Origin of the sequence: Ditibartonella apis (assembly GCF_001952075.1) — a bacterium.
Classification (GTDB): Bacteria; Pseudomonadota; Alphaproteobacteria; order Rhizobiales; family Rhizobiaceae; genus Bartonella; species Bartonella apis.
Genome location: NZ_LXYU01000002.1, coordinates 69,901 through 94,160, shown reverse-complemented (window position 1 = coordinate 94,160; position 24,260 = coordinate 69,901). Strand labels below are relative to the sequence as shown.

General features: G+C 45.3%; 23 protein-coding genes. 6 read left to right on the top strand and 17 right to left on the bottom strand.

The window, feature by feature from the left end; all coding sequences use genetic code 11:
- Positions 1-17 precede the first annotated feature (17 nt).
- On the top strand, positions 18-686 hold the full coding sequence (gene gmk, locus PEB0122_RS04885) for a guanylate kinase (RefSeq protein WP_075915862.1): 669 nt from the start codon (positions 18-20) through the stop codon (positions 684-686).
- 241 nt (positions 687-927) lie between these two features.
- Here the strand turns inward: gmk and rsmA are convergent, their stop codons facing one another.
- The 6 genes from rsmA to lptF form a co-directional block, all read right to left on the bottom strand.
- Positions 928-1,764 carry a 16S rRNA (adenine(1518)-N(6)/adenine(1519)-N(6))-dimethyltransferase RsmA gene (gene rsmA / locus PEB0122_RS04880; protein ID WP_075915860.1) on the bottom strand — a complete coding sequence of 279 codons (837 nt, stop codon included), beginning with the start codon at positions 1,762-1,764 and terminating at the stop codon, positions 928-930.
- Positions 1,754-2,767: a 4-hydroxythreonine-4-phosphate dehydrogenase PdxA gene (gene pdxA, locus PEB0122_RS04875; RefSeq protein WP_075915858.1), complete on the bottom strand. Its 1,014-nt coding sequence runs from the start codon at positions 2,765-2,767 to the stop codon at positions 1,754-1,756. Before pdxA ends, rsmA begins: the two co-directional genes overlap by 11 nt.
- A complete protein-coding gene (locus PEB0122_RS04870; protein ID WP_075870037.1) occupies positions 2,767-3,738 on the bottom strand; it encodes a SurA N-terminal domain-containing protein in 972 nt (323 codons plus the stop codon). Before PEB0122_RS04870 ends, pdxA begins: the two co-directional genes overlap by 1 nt.
- Before the next feature lie 108 nt (positions 3,739-3,846).
- Entirely contained in the window at positions 3,847-6,210 is a 2,364-nt protein-coding gene (locus PEB0122_RS04865) for an LPS-assembly protein LptD (RefSeq protein WP_075915856.1), read from the bottom strand.
- Entirely contained in the window at positions 6,211-7,302 is a 1,092-nt protein-coding gene (gene lptG / locus PEB0122_RS04860) for an LPS export ABC transporter permease LptG (RefSeq protein ID WP_075915854.1), read from the bottom strand. It lies immediately after the preceding gene.
- Positions 7,299-8,489 carry an LPS export ABC transporter permease LptF gene (lptF, locus tag PEB0122_RS04855; RefSeq protein WP_075870034.1) on the bottom strand — a complete coding sequence of 397 codons (1,191 nt, stop codon included), beginning with the start codon at positions 8,487-8,489 and terminating at the stop codon, positions 7,299-7,301. Before lptF ends, lptG begins: the two co-directional genes overlap by 4 nt.
- A 343-nt stretch (positions 8,490-8,832) precedes the next feature.
- On the opposite strand from lptF, the gene PEB0122_RS04850 reads away from it, so the two are divergent.
- The 4 genes from PEB0122_RS04850 to PEB0122_RS04840 are packed head-to-tail and all read left to right on the top strand — an operon-like array spanning position 8,833 to position 11,195.
- Positions 8,833-10,320 (top strand): leucyl aminopeptidase, encoded by a 1,488-nt coding sequence (locus PEB0122_RS04850; protein ID WP_075915852.1) that lies wholly within the window; start codon positions 8,833-8,835, stop codon positions 10,318-10,320.
- 1 nt (position 10,321) lies between these two features.
- Positions 10,322-10,771, top strand: a complete 450-nt coding sequence (locus tag PEB0122_RS04845; RefSeq protein WP_075914678.1) for a DNA polymerase III subunit chi — start codon at positions 10,322-10,324, stop codon at positions 10,769-10,771.
- Positions 10,771-10,935, top strand: a complete 165-nt coding sequence (locus PEB0122_RS11805; protein ID WP_178391784.1) for a hypothetical protein — start codon at positions 10,771-10,773, stop codon at positions 10,933-10,935. The genes PEB0122_RS04845 and PEB0122_RS11805 overlap by 1 nt, the downstream gene beginning before the upstream one ends.
- A complete protein-coding gene (locus PEB0122_RS04840) occupies positions 10,932-11,195 on the top strand; it encodes a hypothetical protein (protein WP_083650222.1) in 264 nt (87 codons plus the stop codon). Before PEB0122_RS11805 ends, PEB0122_RS04840 begins: the two co-directional genes overlap by 4 nt.
- A gap of 12 nt (positions 11,196-11,207) precedes the next feature.
- Here PEB0122_RS04840 and PEB0122_RS04835 read toward each other — a convergent pair whose 3' ends face one another.
- Together PEB0122_RS04835 and PEB0122_RS04830 are read right to left on the bottom strand one after the other, a co-directional pair.
- Complete coding sequence (locus PEB0122_RS04835; protein ID WP_075915850.1) at positions 11,208-12,497, bottom strand: MFS transporter; 1,290 nt, start codon at positions 12,495-12,497, stop codon at positions 11,208-11,210.
- A gap of 601 nt (positions 12,498-13,098) precedes the next feature.
- Positions 13,099-14,985, bottom strand: coding sequence for an ABC-F family ATP-binding cassette domain-containing protein (locus PEB0122_RS04830; RefSeq protein WP_075916252.1), 1,887 nt, complete (start codon positions 14,983-14,985; stop codon positions 13,099-13,101).
- 217 nt (positions 14,986-15,202) lie between these two features.
- Here PEB0122_RS04830 and ndk point away from each other — a divergent pair, with 217 nt between their 5' ends.
- On the top strand, positions 15,203-15,625 hold the full coding sequence (ndk, locus tag PEB0122_RS04825; protein ID WP_075870029.1) for a nucleoside-diphosphate kinase: 423 nt from the start codon (positions 15,203-15,205) through the stop codon (positions 15,623-15,625).
- Between the two features lie 137 nt (positions 15,626-15,762).
- Here ndk and PEB0122_RS04820 read toward each other — a convergent pair whose 3' ends face one another.
- The 9 genes from PEB0122_RS04820 to PEB0122_RS04775 form a co-directional block, all read right to left on the bottom strand.
- A complete protein-coding gene (locus PEB0122_RS04820; RefSeq protein ID WP_075870028.1) occupies positions 15,763-16,617 on the bottom strand; it encodes a YbaY family lipoprotein in 855 nt (284 codons plus the stop codon).
- Between the two features lie 245 nt (positions 16,618-16,862).
- The gene (locus PEB0122_RS04815) at positions 16,863-17,348 is read right to left on the bottom strand and encodes a molybdenum cofactor biosynthesis protein MoaE (RefSeq protein WP_075870027.1); all 486 of its coding nucleotides are present in this window, start codon (positions 17,346-17,348) and stop codon (positions 16,863-16,865) included.
- A gap of 3 nt (positions 17,349-17,351) precedes the next feature.
- The gene (gene moaD, locus PEB0122_RS04810) at positions 17,352-17,603 is read right to left on the bottom strand and encodes a molybdopterin converting factor subunit 1 (RefSeq protein ID WP_075870026.1); all 252 of its coding nucleotides are present in this window, start codon (positions 17,601-17,603) and stop codon (positions 17,352-17,354) included.
- Positions 17,604-17,612: 9 nt separating this feature from the next.
- Entirely contained in the window at positions 17,613-18,197 is a 585-nt protein-coding gene (pgsA, locus tag PEB0122_RS04805; RefSeq protein ID WP_178391796.1) for a CDP-diacylglycerol--glycerol-3-phosphate 3-phosphatidyltransferase, read from the bottom strand.
- Between the two features lie 168 nt (positions 18,198-18,365).
- Complete coding sequence (gene uvrC / locus PEB0122_RS04800; protein WP_075915848.1) at positions 18,366-20,378, bottom strand: excinuclease ABC subunit UvrC; 2,013 nt, start codon at positions 20,376-20,378, stop codon at positions 18,366-18,368.
- Positions 20,379-20,380: 2 nt separating this feature from the next.
- Entirely contained in the window at positions 20,381-21,145 is a 765-nt protein-coding gene (locus tag PEB0122_RS04795; RefSeq protein WP_075915846.1) for an SDR family oxidoreductase, read from the bottom strand.
- 709 nt (positions 21,146-21,854) lie between these two features.
- Positions 21,855-22,340, bottom strand: coding sequence for a hypothetical protein (locus PEB0122_RS04785; protein ID WP_075916250.1), 486 nt, complete (start codon positions 22,338-22,340; stop codon positions 21,855-21,857).
- Between the two features lie 61 nt (positions 22,341-22,401).
- A complete protein-coding gene (locus PEB0122_RS04780; protein WP_075915842.1) occupies positions 22,402-23,259 on the bottom strand; it encodes a 23S rRNA (adenine(2030)-N(6))-methyltransferase RlmJ in 858 nt (285 codons plus the stop codon).
- Positions 23,260-23,284: 25 nt separating this feature from the next.
- On the bottom strand, positions 23,285-24,049 hold the full coding sequence (locus tag PEB0122_RS04775) for a L,D-transpeptidase (RefSeq protein WP_075915840.1): 765 nt from the start codon (positions 24,047-24,049) through the stop codon (positions 23,285-23,287).
- Positions 24,050-24,260 lie beyond the last annotated feature (211 nt).

Sequence of the window (24,260 nt, the reverse complement as noted above, 5' to 3'; positions counted from 1 at the left end):
TTGAAGGACAATGTATAATGGAAAACACCTCTGAACGTGAACGCAATTTAAAGAACGCGGGCAAAAGACGCGGAGTGTTGATGGTAATTTCATCCCCATCGGGAGCAGGAAAATCCACATTGTCACGTTTATTGCTGGAAGATGGTCATCTCGGCTTGTCGATCAGTGTGACGACGCGTGAACGCCGGTCAAGCGAGATAAACGGGGTTCATTATCATTTTATTAGCAAAGAAGAATTCGAGCGTAAGCGTGATAATGATGAATTGATCGAGTGGGCGGAAGTCCACGGTCATTATTACGGTACTTTGCGTGAAACAGTGGATAAAGCTTTGGCAGCGGGGCGCGATATGCTCTTCGATATCGACTATCAGGGTGCACAGCAATTGCAGGAGAAGATGCCTGATGACGTTGTTTCCATTTTTATTCTTCCGCCGTCAATGAAAGAATTGAAGTCGCGCTTGAATAGACGAGCCGAAGATGCGCCGGATGCTATTGACCTCAGGCTCCATAACGCTCGTGGCGAGATAGAACATTATAAATCTTATGACTATGTGATTATTAATGAAGATTTGGAGCAGTCTTTTTCGCTTATTAAAACGATTCATCTAGCCGAAGCGATGAAACGGCGGCGCTGTCTCTACATTGATTCGTTTGTGGACGGATTGCTACAGGAAAAACTTGAATAGTTTTTTTCACGTTTAATAAGCACAAGCAAAAAAGTTGATCGGTGGCTCTTTGAACGACCAACGAGAAAAACTTATGTGAGCTATTTTTGTTTCATGCGATAAAATTTTGGAAAACTCGAACGAACGTATCGGACAATAAATATTGGTTGCTAAACCAATAAACACAAATCTTGGCGGCAATAGTAGGCTTTCTGTTCCGTCACTATTTAAAAGTTTTAACGTTCAGATCTTAATTCGTTATTCACTGTCGAACTTCAATTGCTTGAGCCAGAGAGACAAATTCCTTTATATCTAGCGTTTCTCCGCGGCGGGTGCCATCAATTCCGGTTTGTTCCAATAGAGCTTCTCCACCAAGCGATTTGAGACTTTGACGGAGCATTTTTCGTCTTTGTCCGAATGCCGCTTTGGTAACCTTTTCGAGGTTCTCTACCGTGCAGTGCAGGGGATTATCATTGGGAATAATGTGAACGACCGATGACGTTACCTTCGGTGGCGGTGTGAAGGCTTGCCGCGGAACATCAAAGGCAATCCGCGCATGTGTGCGCCAGCCGGCAAGGACTGCCAGACGACCGTAATGTGGCGTACCTGGAAGTGCTACAATGCGTTGCGCAACTTCTTTTTGGAACATCAGCGTCATGGATTCATAAAAAGGTGGCCAAGGCTCGACCGTAAGCCAGCGGATTAAAAGTTCGGTACCGATATTATAAGGAAGATTGGCGACGATCGTGGGGTTTTCTCCACTTTTGAAAAGGCTTTCGAAATCTTGCTCTAGGGCATCCCCTGATATGATTTTGAGTCTTTCGGGATACACATTGGAAATTTCGTCAAGTGCAGCAAGGCAGCGTGTATCACGTTCGATAACTGTAACGGTAGCGCCTTGTGAAAGTAGGGCACGTGTGAGTCCTCCTGGGCCGGGCCCGATTTCCAATACGTTTCTGTCCTTTAGATCACCGGCCTGACGGGCAATTTTCGCGGTTAAATTAAGGTCGAATAGAAAATTCTGTCCAAGAGATTTTTTTGCACTGAGACCGAAAGTTTCTATAACTTCTCGCAGAGGTGGAAGTGAATCAATTGACATGATGGTGAGAATTTTTAGCGAGGTTATCGGCAAGTGTTAATGCAGCGATAAAACTCTCCGGCGAAGCTATCCCCTTTCCGGCTATGTCGAATGCTGTTCCGTGGTCGGGGGAGGTCCGGATAAACGGAAGCCCCAAAGTGACATTGACAGTGTCGTCAAAGCCGATTGTTTTGACAGGTATTAACGCTTGATCATGATACATACACAAAGCGACATCGTAATTTTTGCGTGCACGTGCATTGAACATAGTGTCAGAAGGAAGTGGACCAATCACGTTTATTCCACGAGAACGTAGAATATCCATCGCCGGTTTCATAACGGTTTTTTCCTCAATCCCCATAGCTCCGCCTTCACCGGCATGTGGATTAAGACCGGCTATTGCAAGTCGCGGATTTTTTATTGCAAACCGTTCGGATAAGTCATGGGCGACGATAAGTGCTGTTTCGACCAGTAATTCTTTGGTCAAAGTGCGAGGAACTTTCTCTATCGCAATATGGACTGTGACCGGAATGGTTCTTAATTGCGGACCAGCAAGCATCATAACGGGGTGATAGTGTTTATCATTGAGCTTTTCCGCTAGATCGGCCAAAAACTCTGTGTGTCCCGGAAAGTGAAAACCTGCATCGTAAAGAATTTTTTTAGCTATTGGACACGTGACTAACGCTGATGCCTTTTTATCATGGACATAATGGACACCACGTTCAATCGCTTCAATAATTCCGGCAGCGTTTTTTGATGACGGTTGGCCAGGCACAGCCGATTGACGGTTATATAACGGAACAATGGGAAAAGAATCTTCAAATTCTTCCGACACATCGTCTCCTTCGACGATTGCCGTACGAACATCCATATTCAATAACGAAATAGTTTTTTCAACAATGTCGGCATCGGCCAGAACAAAGAAAGCCGGTACACAGCGTGAATGGCGTTGTTGCCAAGCTTTCAGCGCAATTTCCAATCCTATTCCGGCAGGATCACCACTGCTAACAGCAAGCGAAGACATCAAGGATTTTCAATGCGGGCCTTTTCCCGCAATTCCTTGACATATTTCGCACTTAAATCTTCAGCCTTTTTATCACCGGATTTCTCGTTATCCTGAATGGTGAAGACCAATTGTGCAACCTTATCATCCGAAACTTTTTTAATGTTGCATACAGCAAGGGCTTCAACGCCTCTCGGCGTTTCTTGTGGCGGGGTCATGCGACCGGCTGGTGTTGCCTTGACGGACTTTTCCCATTCTTCCGGTAATTGGGGCTCGAGAACCCGACCGAGATTGCGGATTGTAACATCAATCATACCGGTTGCTTGCTGTTTAAGGTTAGCACAACCGGAAAATTTCGACCGGAAGAGTTCTGCATCCTGTTTGCGTTTTCCTAATATCGCACTACGTCGATTATTAGGAACGACGAAAATCACCTGTTGCAATTCATATTCGTTGGCAGTCGGTTTCACGCCACCATTTTTGAGCATACGCTGTACCGCTTCCTGTTCGGTGATTATTCCACCTTCGGCACGGTAACGGGCACTTACAAGACGCCCCCAGCCCATCTGGACCCGGATATAATTTTTAAAATGGTCAGCGGTTACACCAGCTTTTCCAAGCATATCTGTGAGTTGGGCCACCGTCATATGATTACGCTCGGCAAAGCCGTTGAAAGCTTTGTTGACCTCATCGTCGCTAACATCAATATTCCGCTTTTTCATTTCGACGCGTTTAAGCATCTCTTCGATGAGTTCATCTTTGGCTTGCGAAGTTAAATTACCGGTCTTCCTCTGTAATTTCAGGAAGGCAGCGCGCCTTTGAATATCATAATTGGTAATTGCGTTACCATTGACAATGACGGCGACAGCTGTTTGAGCCGAAGCTTCTGCCTGCGGTGCTCTTGGTGCACAAAAGGCATTGCTGTGTAAAAAAGTTACGCCCATAAGCGACGCGATACATAATGCCAATGAGCTATTTTTCATGTTTTTCATTGTTCTAAGCTTCCGCTTTTCGCCAAATATTCTCAATAAATAATCTTTTATCGTTCTTATCACAACAACAGCAATTCACCAAAAGCTACGTGCTTTGGCATCAAACTGTTACATGGCTTTGCCAATGTCCGCCACAGTACGGAAGGATAACAAGAATCCGAATTTATGACTTGGTTCATTTTCCCAAGGATTGCGTGTTTGTTGGTACCCAAGGTTAAACCCGAAACATTCGTCAAGATAATTCAAACCTGTGCCCAATCTCACGAATGTGTCGGAAACGAGGTCGTAACTCGAATTGGCGTGAATCGACCAATGATCGGTAAATTTATAGTTGCTATAGAGACTGACTTCTTGACGATCCTGCGCATAACCATAATCCGGCTGGCTTTCGATATAAGCATATTGTGAAGAAAGCGATACCCGTTTCCACGTTTGTGAAGCCTCTACCTCGCCACGCCGGATTGAACCCGTTTCATCATCAAAACGACCGCGCGAGGCAATGGCAAAGCCATGTTCATTACTTGCACCGATCATCGCAACATAGTCGGAACGTGCACTTTCAAGTCCGGAATCGGACCCAACACTGACAAAATCTTTTGCATTGAAAGAATTTTTGCCGAAAAGCTGGAAGGATTGGCCAGCCAAGCCATAGAGTGACCATCCATTATTAAAGTTACCCGAATATCTCAGACCGACATTCGAACGTGTTCCGCCTTCTGCACGGTCATAACCGGAAAACTTGTCGCGTTCAAACAATGTTGTGGCATCAAAGACAAAGCTTTGAGCATCTTCGTTGGGAAGGCGACCGGTATATTGTTCATTATTGCGAATGAAAATCTGCGCAATAGGCTCGATGACATGGGTGGAATTACCGGCGGTAAAGAGCAGAGGATAACGCAAATCCAGTCCAGCGGTCGCAATGCCACGGAACGCACCAGATTCGATATCCATCTTGCTATAGCTGCCATCTGCCATATAGCCGCCATATTCACCGTGGGCATCAGTGCCGATACCGTCACCGCGCAAAGCCAGAATTGGGGTGAATACCAAGCCACCTTGGCTGATCAGACTTCTTTTCCATTCAACATCGGAGGTTAACCGGAAATCGGTACCGGACATACCTGCGAGTCTGGCCGTATTAAGCGGGCGTCCTTGCCAATCTGCAAAGGCGAAATCGGCTTTGTCGCGATAGATCGATTGCAAATTGGTGTGGAACGTAAACTCGCCGCCATAAACTGCCTCGTCAGGAGTAAATGAATAGTCGATGCGCGGAAGAACCCATGGTTGGCGTGTGTAACGTTCCGATGGATTGTCTTTAAGCATCGAATCCTGCACTTCGAAATGATAAAAACGCATATCGAAGTAGTTACGGCCGGCTAAACCATTCAAATAGATTTGCGAACGGAATACATCGTTTTTGTAACCTTCAAGATCATAGGTGCGGCTGAAATTTCTATCCGATTGGGCTAAAATATTCCAACCATAGGTCCAGCTCGAATTGATCCGGAAATCGCCTTTGGTCGCAACCATATAACGATTGTCATTGACGCTATCGATTGAATCATGATCGAAGTCATCAGGGTTTACCTGATAAATATGGGCAAAACGGATATTATAACTACCTGTTTCGAGACGGTGGCGCCATTCACCTTCTGTCAATAGCCCCTGATTGGTATAGCCGGTGGCCGAAAGTGTAAAATCATAGTTAGGTGCCAGATTCCAGAAATACGAATTGCGAATCCCTAATCCAAGATCATTTGTATATACAAAATTAGGCGTTAAAACACCGGTTTTGCGTTTAACTGTGGGATCGGGCATTTCGAAGACGGGAAACCACGCAACCGGCATACCGAAAAATTCGAAATGGCTATTTTCGAACCGCATTGTTTTGGTTGCGCCGTTCCAGATGATTTTCTTGGCTTTTATCTGCCATAAGACATCACGATCGGGTTTATAATAACAAGGCTCGCAGGCAGTATAAGCACCACGGTTAAATACGGTCATTTGACCGCCACTACGCTCGGCACTCACCGCTGCAAAACGCGTATTATCAGGTGTTTCAGCTCTTAGAGAATTGACAAAGCCTTCCCCCAAGTCATCTGTCATATCAATCTGCTGGGAATAATATTTGCTGCCGTCAGGTTGAACAACTTCAACATCGCCTTCTGCCAGAACGCGATTCGTTTTTTGGTTATAGACAACTTTGCGGGCGACGATTCGGTTACCATCATATTCGATCTGCACATTACCCTGAGCCGTGACCGTATTGGCGTCACGATCATAGACAAGTTCGTCTGCTGAAAGCAACATACGTGCGTTGGGATCAGTTTTATGAGTGGCAGTCATGGCACTGAAGTCCTGGGCTGAAGCAACGTAATACGTGCTTAGTCCCAAAGAGCACCCCAATGCGGTTCCGAGTGCCAAAGCCCTGAGGCTGTTTGAAATTTTCATTCCACTTGTCAATTGTCTCACCTAGCCATCCTCTTTATGCAACAAAAAGGATATACCAAAAAATAACGCAATAACAACCGGCACCCAAGCAGCAATGACAGGGGGCACGTAAGCCGCCTTGCCAAAAGCTTGCACAAGAACCGTAACTACATAAAGCACGAACCCGGCAATGATTCCACCCAAAATCATTGTACGTGATTGACCAAACCTTACAAATTTTAATGTAACAGTTGCTGCGATCAATGTCATCGCAATAAGAAGAGCAGGAAGTGCAATCAGAGATTGCAACTGCATATCGAAGGAATTGGCAGAATATCCGAACGATCTTGCGATCTCTATTTTTCTGGGCAAATCGTAAAAAGGAATACTCGCTGGATCAGCTAATTTTTCTTCAACAAATTCCGGTCTCAGATTCGTCGGAACTTTTAATTCAGTATAGTTTTCAGGCTCATGGCCGGCCTTATAGCGGGCTCCGCTTTCAAGCACCCAATAGCCGTGTGTAAGATGCGCGCGTGTGGCGTTGAGCCAATCTTTGATTGTCTCGTCGTCATTATATTCGACGAAGGTTGCGTCCAACAATGTCAAGCCGCCATCAGCAGTGTCCTTTGTACCTATGGTTGTAACACCATAATCGGTTCGCTGCGTTAACCATGGAATACGTTCGTTGTCCACAGTTGTCTCGATGTTCTTACCTTTCCATTCGGAAAGTATTTTTTCCGATTGTGATGTTCCCCAGGCAGCAATGGGGTTGACGACGATAACTCCGAAAAGACCGAATAAAAAAGCACCAAAACACAAAGGCGTGAGAAACTGCCACGCTGAAACACCAATGGAACGGGTGACGACAAGCTCCATTTTCCTGTTCAGCGCAATCAATGTTGCCATGGCCGAAAACAACGCAACAAACGGGAACAATTGTTGCATATTAAACGGAATGCGCAGCGCCGATATGGCAAGCGCACCGAATGGTGAATAACCGGGTAATCCCGCGAGCCGCCCGGCGTTGATTGTGAAGTCAATAAGCAGAGAAAGAACAAAAATTCCCAGCAAGAAATAGATAGTCGTTTTCACATATCTGAGAAAGAAATAGCGTCCTAATGTCCAACCAATCATGATGCACCTCCGTTTACATCAGATTGTTTGTGACGAAATATCTTGTTCCGTAGCCTCCTTATGGCAGTCGACAGTTTGTCGCCGAATTGATCGGGAAGCGTCATTTTACGATTCGTTATGAACAGGAACGCGATAAAAGCGCAAATTCCGATCGGCAATATATAAAGAAGCGGAATATATCCAAGGTCATTGTCTGCGCGGTCGCCGAAGAAATATCCCACAGCATAAACCACCAGAGAAAGTGAAATTGCCGAAAATGATGCGGAAATGCGTGCCTGACGTTGTGAACGTGCGTCACCGGCTACAGCCAAAGCAATCAAAGCAAAAACGATCGGGTAAAGCCAATCCGTGAAGCGACGATGTAACTCGGCGGTATATTGCAATGGCCGTCTCTGATAATAGGTATCGTTGGCATCAGGATGGAAAAGATAAACAAGGGGCCGATCCTTCGGGAAAATCGTTGGCGTTCCATCGCTTGCAGTAAAATCGCTAAGATTGAACGTGTAAGAACCGAATTTTATGATCGACACACTCCCTGCTTTATTGTCACGCCTTTGTACTTCACCATTATTCAGGACTAGAAAATCTCCATTGTCATTGCTGACAACCGAACCATTGACCGCATAATAATAAAGATCTGTCGCGGGATCGCGCTGATCGGCAATAAACAGCCTGCCAATTGTTCCATCGTCATGACGTTCGCCAATCTCCATATAAAGATTGTCTGTTAATTCGCGAAAATTTCCTTCTTGTATGAATACATTGATGAGGTCGGAATGTGTGGTGGCCATCATCTGACGCATTGTGATGCGTGCTTGCGGACTGACAAAGTTGGTAATGATAAATGAACAAACGGCTGCCAAAACCGCAAGTATCAGCACCGGTTTCCATACTGTACTGCGAGGCGCACCCGAAGCATTGATAACAACCAGTTCCGAATCCTGATTCATTGTTGACAAAGTTTGAGCTATCGCAATGACCAGCGCAAAAGGAATAACAAGCGGAATGACCGAGGGAATGAACAGGGAAGAAAACTGCAAAATGGTGAAAACCGTTTGCCCGCTTGTTGTCAGAAAGTTGATTCTCGACAGAACTTGCACGGTCCAGCTTATACCGACAGCGGCAAGAAGGACTGCTGCAAACAGAACGAAAACGCGCCGAAGGATGTATAGTTCAATAATGCGCATTGGTGGAAAATACATCCTCACTATCAAAATTCATGACATCAACGATTCCGGGAAGCGGGATTCTCTTGTTATGCCGTTTTATTTCTCTTTTCTCCCAAATATCACGACGACTCTAACAAGAGGCAAAAAAAAATAGTTAACCGCTTCTTAACATTTTTCTTTTGCCACAAGTGGTAGTTAAGTTGCAAGATGATAAAAGACATCTTGCAGTGTAGGTGACAAAAAAATAGATTTTAGTGCTGACAGGTCACACTACGCTTATAAGTTCGATTTTTTTAAAAGCTGAATAATCGGATTTTCCTGACTGTCAAATTTTATACCGCCAATTGGCAGGAGTTTTTGAATGCAAAAAGATATTTTGATTGAAAGCAGTACTGTTTCTGCGCCGAAAAAAGCGACTGTTCTCGTACTTGTCAACGACAAAAGGAAAACGACTTTTGAAGTCGAAAAAATGATCGGAAAAGCCTTGATCGAACGGATAATATCGGTGCGGGGCTTCAAAGGCGAGAAGCTTGAAATTGCAGACGAAGTTTGTGACGGCAAGAAAGGTTTTGATCGTTTGGTTCTTCTTGGTATTGGAGATATCGAAAGTCTTTCAGGTGATGATTGGGTAAAAATAGGCGGTGCGGCCTTCGCATCACTCAAAGATACCGATGGCGCTGACATTTATCTCACTGTTGCCGGCGAAAAATTAAAAGACGAAAATATTCTTGATTTCGTTTTAGGATTGCGCCTGCGCAATTACACATTTGATGAATATAAAACCGCTTCAACATTAAAAGACACAAAATCGAAGCCTGTAAAGTTCATGATCCAGCTTGAGGATGCAAAAGCCGGTAAAGCGCTCTTTGAAAGGGCCAATTCACTTGCTGATTCAGTTCTTCTGGCACGTGACCTCGTCAATCAGCCTGCCAATATTTTGGGAACCAAAGATTTTGTCAAAGAAGTCGAGAAGCTTGAAAAGATCGGTGTTAAAGTCGAGATTCTTGACGAAAAAGATATGAAAAAATTGGGCATGGGGGCACTGCTTGGCGTGGCACGCGGCTCTAAACGTCCACCTTATCTTGCGATTATGCAGTGGCTAGGTGGAAAAGCCAAAGATCGTCCGCTGGCATTTGTCGGAAAGGGCGTGGTTTTCGATTCCGGTGGTATCTCGTTAAAATCTAGTTCAGGTATGGAAGGGATGAAAGGGGATATGGGCGGTGCTGCAGCCGTTACCGGCCTTTTGAAAGCAGTCGCGTCCCGAAAGGCAAAAGCCAATGTCGTCGGTGTTATAGGCCTCGTCGAGAATATGCCTGATGCAAACGCACAACGTCCGGGTGATATTGTCGTATCGATGTCGGGACAGACAATTGAAGTTGTCAACACAGATGCCGAGGGGCGTCTGGTCCTTTCGGATGCGTTATTTTACACCAAGGAACGTTTCAAACCGCAAATAATGGTTGATCTTGCAACATTGACCGGTGCCATTATGGTGGCTCTCGGCAGTGAACATGCAGGACTTTTCAGTAATCAGGATGAATTGGCTCGCCATCTCCTGAATGCCGGGCTTGAAACCGGAGAAAAACTTTGGCGGATGCCATTGAGCAAGACATATGACAAGCTTGTAGATTCAAAAGTTGCAGATATGAGAAATAGTTGCGGTCGCCATGCAGGTTCCATTACGGCAGCGCAATTTCTGCAACGTTTTGTGGGCAAAACCAATTGGGCTCATCTTGATATAGCAGGTACTGCAATGGAAGCGCCCTTGAACGAATACAACCAGTCCTGGGCATCCGGTTTCGGTGTTCGTTTGCTTGATCGGCTGATCAGCGATAACTACGAGGCCTGAAGTGGCAGAAATCCTTTTCTACCATTTGACCCAATCCACGCTTGACGACGCCCTGCCGGGGCTCGTCGAGCGTTCATTGGCGCGGCAGTGGAAAGTAACCATTCAATTTATGACCGATGAACGGCGCGATGCGATGGATTCCTATCTTTGGGTCTATTCCGACGATTCATTTATCGGACACGGAACGGAACGGGATAAATATCCTGAATTGCAGCCGGTTTATCTCACGTTGGGCGAAGAAAATCCGAACGATTCGCAAGTGCGATTTATGGTTGAAGGGGCAAACTGTTCCAACCCGGAAAAATATGAACGCCTTGTTGTGATGTTTGATGGTCGTGATCCGGAACTTCTTGCGGAAGCGCGAAAACAATGGAAATCCTATAAAGAACAAAATCATCAATTGACCTATTGGCAACAAACCGAAGACCGTCGTTGGGAGAAAAAAGCCTGATGCGTATAACTCCCGTTATTTTGATTTTTATTGGTCTTGCAGGTCTGATCTATCCTGAAAAATTTATCGAGGGTGGTTCGGGAGGCGGACGGTGGGTCTTTGTCATTATCATCGCGCTTGGCGTTTGGACAATTTTGCGAGCGTCGAGAAAAAATCGCGAATGATGAATTTCAGGCGATTATCACTCTTTATCTGGGCTGTTCTCGCGGGAGTTCTTATCACTTCATGGATCGGTTCAACCCGCTTGTTGTCAGGCACTTTTCATATCGAAAATATTACCTTTGCCGCCAATGTTATTTTTATCTTTACAACAGTTCTGGCGGCAATTTTACTTCATCTGGTTTTACCGAAGGTTATGCCAAAAAAAATAGCAGTGATAGCGTTTTTGCTACCACTGCTTGTTTTACTAGCTTTGCTTGTTTGAACTCGCGTTTCCTCAACGGGAAATTTCTTTATCGGTAAAACCGACAAAACAGGTGAGAGAGATAAACGAACACAATAGCAGATAATAGCCGATATAGGCGGTGCCAAAGTTCTGGACGAGTGTCTCGGCGATATAGGGAGCAAATGAAGCTCCAACAATGCCGGCGAGGTTGAATGTCATTGATGCGCCGGTATACCGTATCGTCGTGGGGAAGGGGGAGGCAAGTGCCGCACCGATTGGTCCGTAGGTTAGTCCCATAAGACCGAGGCCGACCGCCGAGAGAATAAAACTTCCGAACACACCTGCATCAAGAAGATAGGGCATGGAAAAAGAGAACAGCCCGATAAATATTGTGACCCATATCATCAAAGTGCGGCGACCGATACGGTCGGATATCTTTCCAGAAAAAGGTATAAGAAGACCGAAGAAGATGGCACCGACCATCTGAATTTCGAGAGCTTGGCCGAAAGTGAGGTTAAGATGGTGGGTTGAATAGGATAACAAATATGCACTGCACAGGTAGAACAACACAAATGTCGTCATGCCTGCAAAACTGCCGAGGAAAAGTGCACGCGGATATTTAACGAACACATCAATCAGGGGGATTTTTACACGCTCAGCGTGTTCAACTGCCTTTTTGAATTCCGGCGTTTCACTAATCGACAATCTTACCCAAAGACCAATGATGACCAGAATGATGGAAGCGATGAATGGGATACGCCATCCCCATTCAAAACGTTGGCTTTCACTCAAAAAATTCCACATGAACCAAAATGTACCGGCAGAAAGGATTAATCCCGCAGGCGCACCAAGTTGCGGAAACATAGCATACCAGCCGCGTTTTTCCTTAGGAGCATTCTCTGTTGCCAGCAAAACGGCACCGCCCCATTCACCGCCCAATCCAAGGCCTTGGCCGAAGCGGCAAAGTGTAAGCAAAAGGGGGGCATACCAGCCGATTGTTTCATAAGTCGGTAGAAAACCGATGAGAACAGTTGAAATGCCCATTGTCAAAAGCGCTGCAACCAACGTCACTTTTCGCCCCAATTTATCACCATAATGCCCGAAAATAATCGAGCCCAAAGGGCGAGCAAAAAACGCTGCCGAAAAAATGGCAAAAGAACTTAAAAGTGCGACTGTCGGATCGCCTTTCGGGAAAAACAGCACTGGAAAAAGAAGTGCTGCTGCGGTTGCAAATACATAGAAGTCGAAAAATTCGATTGTTGTGCCAATCATGCTGGCAAGCAAAATCTGTGTAATCGAATTTTGATGATCGATATTTCGCCCAATAGTGACCGTTGACATGAATAGAAAATCTCCGCCCAAAAATCGTAATGATATTTTAAAAATAGTTTATAACGATTATAAAAATTTCAGAACGCTGTCGAGTCCGGTTCACTAAAATTCTCGTGAATAATGTATGACGACTTATTCAGATAGAAAAAAGAGTGAAATGAAAACTTTTCCTATTGGTGTTTTTACGATATTTGAATAAAAATAAAAACAGGCTGGTGTCTAGAATAAAAATAGTAAAATTATATAGTTTTAAACTATAATTCTGATAAAAAATAATTTTTGAAAAATATTTATATTTATATGCGGATTATATATTACAGATATGTCTGATAAATTTATATTATATCGTAATACAATATAAACTATTAGAAAATTATTTTTAAATAAATTTTTTATAAAATGGATATAGAAAATAATAAAAAAAGAATTTTACGGAAATTATAACAACTTTAAAATAGTAGTCCGCGGACAAAGTAGGTCGGGATAACAGCAAATTGCCCCACACGGTGTTCATTAAAGGTCAATAAACCAAGGCATTCGTCATGAATGTGCGGGACAAATCGTGGCTATTCAAAGCAATTATCTATAAAGTCCTTATATTATATAGCTTTTATCGGATGGCATCCTCATATTCGGCACTCATTTTAAGCCACCGACTTTCGGCATCTTCAAGTCGGCCTGCAGCATCGGCACGTTCTTTTGCAAGTTCGGCACCTTTATCAGGAGACTTTGAAAAAAGATCCGGAGCAGCAAGTTCGTTATCAAGACGAGCAATCAGTTTTTGTAACCGGTCTATTAGTGCCTCTGTATCGGTGATTTGTTTTTTAAGTGGAGCCAATCCGGCACGTTTTTCAGCGTTGGCTTTGCGTTGTTCATTTTTCGATTTCTGGGGAGCTGCGCGTTTTTCTTCCTTAACGGTGGCTCGTGATTTCGGGAGCCCCAATATGTCGTTACGATAATCATCCATATCACCTTCATAGGGATGCACAGTTCCGTTACGCACAAGCCAAAGCCGGTCTGCTGTCGCTTCGATAAGGTGTCGGTCGTGAGCAATCAGAATGACTGCTCCCTCGAAGTCGTTGAGCGCCATAACAAGCGATTCACGGCTATCAATGTCGAGGTGATTGGTCGGCTCGTCAAGAATAAGCAGATTCGGGCCTTCGAATGTTGCAAGCCCCATGAGCAAACGGGCTTTTTCCCCGCCGGACAGCTCTTTGGCTTTTGTCATCATCTTTTCGGTTGATAACCCCATGCGTGCCACAGCAGCGCGGATTTTTGCTTCCGGTTCCTTCGGCATCAGTCTGCGCACATGTTCGATCGGGTTTTCTTCCGGCCTCAAATCGTCAAGCTGGTGCTGGGCGAAGAATGCCACTTTCAGATTGGGTGAGACTGTCATCGTGCCAGTCTCTGCTTTAAGACGGCCAGCCAGCAATTTTGCAAGGGTAGATTTTCCGTTACCGTTTGCCCCGAGAAGCGCAATCCGGTCATCATTGTCTATCCTTAGGTCAAGGCCTTTCAATACAGGTTTTCCCGGCTCATATCCGACATCGACTTTTGACAGCGCAATGATTGGTGATGCAGCTGTCTTTTCCGCCGAGGGAAATGAAAAAGGTTGCACATGTTCATCCTGCCAAACGCTGATAGGTTTCAGCTTCTCCAATGCTTTCAACCGTGATTGCGCTTGTCTTGCTTTGGTCGCTTTGGCACGGAAACGGCGGACAAAATCTTCCATATGTTTGCGATGGGCTTCCTGTTTGGCTGCCTGCTTCTGCTGGAGTTCTTTTGTTTGAGCATGTTGGCGTTCGAATTGGTCATAATTTCCGCGCCAGAGAGTGAGTTTTTTGTTTTCAAGATGTAGGATCGAGGTTGTTGCGCTGTTCAACAGTTCCCGATCGTGACTGATAACAATGACCGAATAGGGGTAACGACGTACATATTCAATAAGCCAGAGTGTACCTTCAAGATCCAGATAGTTTGTCGGTTCGTCAAGCAAAAGAAGGTCGGGTTCGGAAAATAGAACCGCTGCAAGCGCGACACGCATGCGCCAACCGCCAGAAAAAGACGAAGCGGGGCGCTGTTGTGCTTCTGCATCAAATCCCAGTCCTGATAAAATGCTAGCGGCACGTGCTTCGGCAGAATGCGCACCGATGTCGCTAAGACGCGTATGGATTGCAGCAATTCTCATCGGGTCGGTTGCCGTTTCAGCTTCCTTTAACAATCGAGCCCGTTCTTTGTCTGCTGCGAGAACTATTGAAATGAGCGAATCCTCGGTTCCGGGGGCTTCTTGTGCGACTTGACCAATGCGGGTATCTTTCGGAATGGTAACATCGCCGGTTTCAGGAGCGAGTTCCCCCATAATGACGCGAAAAAGCGTTGACTTGCCAGCTCCATTATGGCCGACAAAGCCGGTTTTTGCTCCGGTAGGAAGCGTGGCGCTGGAATGGTCAATCAGAAGACGTCCAGCGAGCCGGACTGTGATATCGTTCAAAATCAACATGACGTCAGGCTTTTGCATAGGTTTTACAGTGAACGCAAGCAAAATCGTTTCAATTGCCGGTTAAAAATCCTGTTATTACGACAGTAAAATAATCACGGCTGAAAAATGATAAAATAATGGAAAAAATGTATCTCGGCGGGAAACGGGTTTCACTTGGCAAAAGCCGGTTATACGGTTATAGAGACGCAACTGAAAATATATTTATGAAGGTGGCAAAATGGCTATAGAACGCACTTTTTCAATGATTAAACCTGATGCAACACGCCGTAACCTTACGGGTGCTATCACAAAAATGCTTGAGGAGGCGGGCTTGCGGGTTGTTGCTTCCAAGCGCGTATGGATGAGCTTACGGGAAGCAGAAGGCTTTTATGCTGTCCATAAAGACCGCCCGTTTTTTGGTGAATTGACTGAATTCATGTCATCCGGCCCCACCATCGTTCAGGTGCTTGAAGGTGAAAATGCGATTGCAAAAAATCGTGAAATTATGGGCGCCACAAATCCTGCCGATGCCGCGGAAGGCACAATTCGCAAAACTTTTGCTTTGTCTATCGGTGAAAACTCCGTTCACGGCTCGGATTCACCAAAAACAGCCAAGGAAGAGATTGCCTACTGGTTTTCCGGCACAGAAATTGTTGGCTGATAAAAGTTTAAGACATCAATAAAATTGAAAAGCCCGGTCAAAAACCGGGCTTTTTGTTTCATCAGGATACTTTTTTAATTGCAAATATTCATTCGTGTAATTTATGGGCTTTGGTTATTTTATCTATCTTCAATAAGTCAAAGTTCCGGCACAAGGCGAGCAACATAGTTGCCATTTTCATCCTTTAAAATAAGGCGTCCCAAATCGTCGAACATGTAAGCCTTTGCCTTTGCAAGCATTTCAATAAAGCGGTTTTCCTGTTGGGAAATGGCTTCTGCACATGCCATAAAAGTCATCGCAGGCGGGTCAAAAGCAATAGCCTCTGCATCACTGTCGATGAAGACGGATGTCGTATATCGGTTACAACCGCCGCTACCTGTTATCCGGTATTTTGGTAGGCCTGCAGCTTTTTTGTCTTCAGCCTTGTCTTCAACCGCAAGGGTCAGATGCGAGTTATCAATTACTCCGGTTCCGAACATATCCTCCACTTTCCACTCGTGGCCGGCAATTGTTGTGGAAACCGGTTTCGGCGTTGTTGTCGATTGGCTGACCATACCCAAAACAAGTTCGTAATGGGCATTTTTATCTTCCGGAGTGATCGGCTTTCTTTCGTCGCTTACGAACCACAAAATATCACCGACGGCGATGCGCGCCTGAAGAGCATATTTGTGCTGGAGATTGATATTGGCCGGGTCAACCGGAAGGTCAAATTCTATAGGCACAGAACCATCCGGTTGTTGCGAAATTTCCGCCACAACTGGAAATGGCCCGTCTGGATTTGTCACATCAACGAGTTGAACAACAAGATAGGCGTGTTGGGGAAGCTCGATGCGCTGCAGATAGGTGACATCGCCATGAATAGTCAATTTTTCTGATGCAGCACTATAGGCGGGAACGATGGTGTTCATCATAACCGCCGGTAATGCGACAAGATAAACGCCCGCCAATGCCGTCGCGCCAAATGTAAAAGCCGCAAAGATATTTCGTTTCATAAATCGATGTTACCCTTGTTGAAAATGGATAGTTCAATGGACAAAACCGCATTTAACGGAACCTTTTTGCCAGTTGACCGAGCTTCAACACTCCTTTTTATAAGTATGTCGTTTTTTCCGGAAAAAATAAGGCATTTTCCAACACGATCCCCTGAAATCTGTGGTTAAATTTTGATTATTCCAATGATCGGATGTTTTATAAAAACAATAAGCTCACAAAAATGTGCCCTTTTGTGAATTTGCTATCATTTTGTTTTTTCTTCATCTTGTGATTTTTTTTGCCATCTCGCTTTTGTAAGAACATCCGTCTTTTTTGCTTCAACCCAGTTTTGCGGCGTACCATCGACAAGATGTTCTTTTTTCCAGAACGGAGCTTCGGTTTTCAGAAAATCCATAATAAAGTTTGCAGCATCAAAAGCTTCCCGCCGGTGAGGGGAGGCGGTGACAACCAAAACAATCTGTTCGCCAACCTTGATTGTCCCGAAACGGTGAATGACGGTAACTCCATTTAATGACCACCGTTTCGAAGCATCGTTAACAATCTCTTTAATGCGTTTTTCGGCCATTCCGGGGTAATGCTCGATTTCAAGAGCAGAAAGGCGCCCACCTTCGCTCCGGCATAATCCACAGAATGCAACAATACCGCCGATTGATGGTGAAAGGCTGCGGATATGGTCTACCTCTCTTCCCATATCAAAATCTTGCGGCTGGACAGCGATTTTGCATTTCATGGTTCAACCACCCGTCATTGGTGGAAAGAGTGCAATTTCATGTGCTTTTCCAATGAGGCTATCATGGTCGACATGTTCTTCGTCGATAGCCACGCGGATGAGCTCCGGCTTTTCCAGAGCAAAAGCATAATTTTCCCCGAGAGTTTTGAGATAGGAGAGAAGATCGTCGACTGTTTTGACGTTTTCCGGCAATTCAAGAGTTTCTTCTCCGCGACCGATACGTTCGCGAACCCAGGCAAAATATTGTAATTTCATGCGTATCCTTTAATCAATCACGTGTTTAAGACCTGCACGGAAGTAATCCCAGCCAGTCCATAAAGTAAGAATAGCGGCGACCCACAACATGACAAGTCCGAATTCGGTTGCATAAGGAATAACTTTGTCACCGGCAGGGCCTGCAAGCAGAAAAACAATGGAAAACATTTGAACTGTCGTTTTCCATTTTGCGAGCCTCGAAACCGGCACGCTTACTTTGAGCGAGGCCAAATATTCACGCAATCCTGAAACGAGAATTTCTCGACAGAGAATGATAATTGCAGCCCAGAGAGCCCAACCGGCGATTGTACCATCGGCAGCAAGCAAGAGAAGGCAAGCCGAGACAAGAAGTTTATCTGCAATCGGGTCGAGCATACGACCGATGTTCGAGGTCTGTTTCCAGATGCGGGCAAGATAGCCGTCGAAAAAGTCTGTAATGGAGGCAACCACAAATATGACAACCGCCCACCACCTTGCGGTGTCGGTCGATTGCAGACGGCCCTCCACAAAAAAGCACAAGACAACAAGCGGAACAGCAATAATGCGTGCATATGTAAGGATATTTGGCAACGATAAAGTATGGTTTTTCATTATGCCGTAATCAATCCTTTTAACGTCTTAGGGCTGCTTAAAATAAAAAGCAAAGCGGCCGATCGGGTGAACTTTAAAAAAGGCAATCAAACATGCCATTTCCAACGAAGGGCATATTTGTTGAATCAAGATCCTTATATAAATTAGCGATAGAATCGGCAGAAACAAGCATTATCTTTCATTAAAATAATCATGGATTTGTTGTGCTGTTGCCGCCGATATTCCTTCGACTTTCATTAAATCTTCCACTGCTGCACCGGCAACGGCTTTTGCAGTTCCGAAATGGCCAAGCAAAGCACGTTTACGCGCCGGACCGATGCCTTCGACTTCGTCGAGCGGATTTTTCATCATTTCTTTTTTACGTTTTATGCGGTGGGTACCGATGGCAAATCGGTGTGCTTCATCACGCAGGCGTTCAAGAAAATAAAGCACGGGGTCGCGCGGTGGTAACATAAAAGGTGGACGACCGGAGATAAAGAATCGTTCTCTTCCTGCCTCGCGATCAACACCTTTTGCAACGCCGATAGCAGTGACAACATCATCGATGCCTAGTTCTCTCAGCATTTCGTGCACGACTGTCATCTGGCCTTCGCCGCCGTCAATCAGTATAATATCGGGCCAGACCGGAAAACTGTCGTCATTGCCAGCAGTATCATCGGCTTGAGAAGCCGGTATACCATGTTCTTTGATGAGCCTTTTGAACCGCCGGTCGATAACCTCCTTCATCATACCGAAGTCATCCCCCGGTGTAATATCGGTCGAGCGGATATTGAATTTTCTATATTGATTCTTGATGAAACCTTCGCGACCGGCAACGATCATGCCGCCCACCGCATTCGTTCCCATGATATGCGAGTTATCATAAACCTCGATACGGCGGGGTACTTTTTCAAGGCCGAAGGTTTCAGCAACCCCTTGCAACAATTTGTCCTGTGTCGAAGTTTCAGCGAGCCTACGTCCCAAAGCTTCACGTGCATTGGTTAGCGCATGTTCAACCAGTGACTTTCTTTCACCTCTTTGCGGCACAGAAATTGTGACTTTCCGCTCGGCTTTTTCGGAAAGGGCTGTAGCTAGCAATTCTTCCTCTTCGACATGGTCAGAAAGCAGAATAAGTTTCGGGACCGGTTTGTCATCATAAAATTGGGCAAGGAAAGCTCCGAGCACTTCGGGAGCAGAAATTGAAGGGTCAGCTTTGGGAAAATAGGAACGATTTCCCCAATTCTGTCCGGTTCTGAAGAAGAATACCTGAATGCACGTCATTCCGCCCTGCTGGGCGATAGCAAAAACATCCGCTTCTTCAACTGTTTGCGGGTTGATTTCCTGATGCCCCTGAATATGGGACAGGGCCGACAAACGATCGCGATAGACGGCGGCCCTTTCAAAGTCGAGTTTGTCGGCAGCCTCCCGCATGGTTTTTGCCATATTGTCTTGAATGGTTTGACTTTTTCCTGAAAGAAAAGCTTCCGCCTCATCAACAAGTTTCATGTAATCGGCGTCGCTGATTTCATGTGTGCAAGGCGCTGAACACCTTTTGATCTGATAGAGCAGGCAGGGTCTGGTGCGCGATTCCATGACAGAATCTGTGCATGTTCTGAGTAAAAACGCCCTTTGCATGGCGTTGATTGTTCTTGTGACCGCACCGGCAGACGCAAAGGGTCCAAAATAATCACCTTTACGAGACCGTGCACCACGATGTTTATAGATAGCAGGAGCACGTGTGTCGCGCGTAATGATAATATAGGGAAAGCTTTTATCATCGCGAAGCAGAACATTAAAGCGCGGGCGCAACCGCTTGATAAGATTGGCTTCCAGAAGAAGAGCTTCGGTTTCTGTGCTGGTGACCACAAATTCCATGTAATGGGTGGCCCGTATCATGCGCGCGATGCGGTTATTGTGTCCGTGCCCACGCGCGTAATTCGACACGCGTTTTTTTAAATTCCGCGCTTTGCCGACATAAAGAACGTTACCATCCTTGTCGAACATCCGGTAAACGCCCGGTTTATTCGGCAAATTTTTTACAAATTCCTGAATGAGCGGTGCACCGGTGAGCTTCAGATCATCATTTTTGAAACCACCCTTATCCCAGATAATATCAGGTGTCAGAGAAGCCGAATGACGATCGTCATCCGATTTCGCTTCCTGATTTTTAGCGGCCTCAGTGTTTTGTTCGTTCAAGGATTTCATAATTATTCAATTCGTCCTGCAATATCGGGCGTTTGCCACATAAGATGCTGGCCGCCATCTAAAGCAATCATTTGTCCGGTTATTGACGTTTGCCACCAAAAATAACGTATCGTTGCGCCAAATTCGGACAATTCCGGTCCGTGTTCAAGCAAAACAGAACGCGCCTGCCTTAAAAAATCCTCTTCCTCCTGCCTTGGACTTTTAAGTGTTGGTCCCGGGCCAATAGCATTGACACGGATACGCGGTGCAAGTGCCTGCGCCAGGGTTTTGGTCAATGTCCAGAGTGATGATTTGGATAAGGTATATGACAAAAAATTGGGATTAAGCTTTAAAACGCGCTGGTCAATAATATTGACAATTAATCCTTTCAAATTGTCCGGCAACAGAAAAAACATGCGGTCAGCCAAGAGAGCAGGGGTTTTCAGATGGATTGAAAAATGTTTATCCCAGACATCCATATCAAGTGCGCCAATGTGGTCATCAAGAAATAGAGAGGCATTGTTGACAAGGATTTCAACCGGTCGCCCCATCTCCTCTGTCACTGTTTCCAAAAGGCCTTTGCCATGCGTTTCCAAAAGATCGGATTGGAAAGATAATGCTTTGGCTCCGGAAGCTTCGAGTTTGTGCACGAGCTCGTCGGCTTCATTTTTACCTTCATTATAATGTATTGCGAGATCGAAACCATGTTTTGCCAAATCAAGCGCCATTGCGGCGCCTAAACGTTTGGCACCGCCTGTAATCAGAACGACAGGACGCTTCTTTTCCATTTGATCAAACAGTTTCCGTTGACAATTTTTTGTAACGCCCGAACTCTCGACAAGTTCGAACTTTTACAATCCAAAATGGCGATATTTTCTGCTGAAATCAAGGCTTGTAAAATCACAAAGCAAACCAATCAGTTGCACAGAGAAAAGAATTTTCAAATTTATGTAGCCGTAAGACGCTTATAGCGCATTGCTAAAAATGGAACGCCGCTGCAATCGACAGATGATTGTAAAACTTACAAGACTTGGAAAATGAGCTCCAGAAAACCAGTGCGAAAGGATCGAAAAAAAGCTCACCTGTTTTCTGAAGACTATGGTTGTTTGTAACCAAGCGCCTGAAGGTCAGAAGCGGCCATCTTCTTTTATACTTTCCCACACTTCATTCCATTTTTTTGGCTTTCAAGGAGGCTATAAAAGTGATGTTGTGTGCTGTGAAAGAGTTTGTTGAAGTTTTACCGAACCTGTAGCCAACGACCTTTTTGGGATGGACTGGAAACCAATTCCAGCCGGAAATTATTGCATGAGCACCGATAGCAAGAATGCTCAATCGGGAGAGCTAAGCCCCACGAATTTTCTAAAAACGATTATTTTGAAGTTAGCCCGTCAAAATGCTTTATAGACGCCGTTTATATTGAGATAGAGCAGTAGAAAAGCGATTTTTCAGCAAACTTTGCTTTAGAAAAAGAGCGGAAGATCAGCAGCGGGCTTCCTATTATTTGACTGCCCGACAGTTACCGTCCTGAATTCGCCATTTGTCGAAACCTTCAACACAGAATTCGACATTATAGCCACTCACACCGGTGAAGCCTTGGCCGTATTCCACCATATAATAAAGAGGATAACTTGACCCGTCATTCATTACGGCTGTAGCGCGACAAAATTGACGGGGGATATTAAGCTTTGTTGCCGGATTTTCACCCCGTGCCATCGTTATATCTTTAACTTGTTCGATACGAACGTCCGGTAACCCCGGAACATTACGAACTTCATGATGGAACTTGTAACCGACTTCCCATAAAGTACGTTTATAACCACACACACCGGCATCGTTCACTGCAGAAGCTTGCGTTTGAGGAGCTGATGATGCCGCCAAATCGGCTGCTGTTGCAGAATTCACGCAGGCATAGAAGCCAAGCCCGAAAACCGAGAAAGACAAAACTTTGCGAAAACTTGCGTTAAAGAACGATGACTTTTGCATGATTATTCCACATTGACCATTTCTGGGTTCAATATGTTTCATTGTCTCAAATCCGTCAAGGTCAAACAGCTTCACCATTTATCCATTCGTTGATTAATTGTGCATGTTTGTCCACGCCAAGGCGCTCAAGCAAAAATGCTTTGAGCTTGTTCATTTCCTGGGGCAACACATAAGGTGGATTGACAATAATCATACCACACCCGTCGAGTCCCGACATTTCCGAGCGTTGTTTAATTCTAAGCTCCAGTCGCAAGATTTTCGGTATCGAAGTGCTTTTCAACTCGTTCATGAACCAATTGAGTTCATTATAATGTTTGACAGGATACCAGAGAGCGTAGATTCCGCCGGAAAAGCGCTTGTATGCTTTTTCGAGACCTTCAATAAGCCGTTCGAATTCGTCTGTTTTTTCAAATGGCGGATCAACCACGATGAGTCCGCGCTTTTCTTTCGGTGGTACGTGGGCACCAAGCGCAAGATATCCATCAAGATGGATGATACGGGCCTGATAATCGCCGGCAAAATTATTAGCCAATTTCCTATAATCAGCTTCATGGAGCTCTATTGCCGTTAACCGGTCCTGTTTTCTTAAGAGCTTCCGCTCGAGGTAAGGTGAACCCGGATAGCGGGTCAATTCGCTTTTTTCGCCATTAAGTCCAATGACCACATCAAGCCACGGCTTGATCAGCAATTCGATGTCGGGTTGAACCGGCCGATCAAGGATGCGTCCGATACCATCAATCCATTCACCGGTTTTTTGGGCCTCATCCGAAGAAAGATCATAAACGCCGATCCCTGCATGTGTATCGATCACGCGGAAAGCATGGTCTTTCTTTTTTAAGTATTCGATGATGCGGGCGATAATGATGTGTTTGAACACATCGGCAAAATTGCCCGCATGATAAATATGACGATAATTCATTATTTTGTTCTAACCGTTTCTGATATCAGCCGAGGCCGATTTTATGCGGCAAAACAACAGCACGGGTTCCAATCGGCACACGACTATAAAGATCGATAATATCCTGATTGAGAAAACGGATACATCCCGAAGATACCCGCTTGCCGATTGACCAGGGTTCGACTGTTCCATGCAAACGGAAAAGTGTGTCTGTTCCGCCTCTATAGAGATAAAGGGCGCGAGCACCCAGCGGATTGCCCGGGCCACCTTTCATGCCATCAGTCAGATGGCCATATCTTTGAGGCTGCTTTTGTACCATGCTTGAAGTCGGATGCCATGTTGGCCATACCGCTTTGCGACCGATTATTGCTTCCCCCTGAAAATCGGCAGCGGCCGACCGCGCAACACCGACGCCGTAGCGCATGGCGCGTCCTTCCGAAAGTACAAAATAGCAGAAAAAGTTGGTTGGATCGACGACAATAGTTCCAGGCTTATAAGGCATATGGAACGCCACTTCATGGCGCAAATATTCGGGATTGATGCGGCTTGTATCAACAGCGTTCACTGGGAAACCGTTATCGGTCGTAGCCGCATACATGGATGCGTATTTTTCGTTTACCGGATATTCGCCGTAACTAACCTTCTTCTTTTTGGGCGTAACCTTCGGCTTTGCCTTATGTCGCCTTATAACATAGGTCGTTGTCGTTACCGGCTCGCCGGTATCAATCGGAACCATTTTGGGTAAAGGGTGGCGAAAAGTACAACCGGCAAGGAAAAGCGGTGCCGAGAGAAGGAAAAAGCGTCTGTTCATTTTAAAGATCTCGATAGCCCGGACAGACCGTAAGATTATTAAGCAAATTTTGGTCTGTCGTAATTGGAAAAAGCAAATATCCTTCAATAGGTTTGATGAGCAGATAAAAGAAAATGGACATCGACTCTTTTCTGCAAATCAATTTTTGTGTGGGAAGCTTTTAACACAAAATTAACCTGACTTGATAGAGGTCTTTGAATCTGGTTTTCTA